Annotated in this window: 1 pseudogene; it reads right to left on the bottom strand. The window is 73.4% G+C overall.

Annotated features, from left to right (window positions below):
- Window positions 1-139: pseudogene (locus OO69_RS51820) on the bottom strand (ADP-ribosylglycohydrolase family protein); the annotation flags it as partial.
- Window positions 140-380 lie beyond the last annotated feature (241 nt).

The following is a 380-nucleotide window of genomic DNA, read 5'->3' as shown; positions in this document are numbered from 1 at the left end:
GACCGTCAAGGCGGGCCCCGTCGACCGGGGCGCCGAGGGCGTCCCCGACGGCCACGCCGAGCAGCGTCCCGCGCACCCGGCTGCGGAAGTCCTGCTGCTCGGCCCGGCCCCAGACCGCAGCTGTGGTCCCTGTGCTCACCCCGCCGCCTTCCCGTCACCACGTGCTCGGATGCGCGGGCCTCTGCGGGCGACCGCGCAAGCACTGTAATCGAACGGGAACGGGCGGTAGAGGGGGCGACCTGGGTACGTACGGGTATGTCGACGGACGTCCTTGAGGTCGTTTTTGGGCGGTGGGGCGGACAGGCCCTTAGGTCCGCTCCCCGCCCCGGGGCCCCTCGGTCATGATCCGGCGCACGTCCGCACGCGTGATGGGGCCGCCT

The organism is Streptomyces sp. NRRL F-525, from assembly GCF_000716605.1.
Lineage (GTDB): Bacteria > Actinomycetota > Actinomycetes > Streptomycetales > Streptomycetaceae > Streptomyces.
This window is presented reverse-complemented; position numbering and strand designations above follow the sequence as displayed.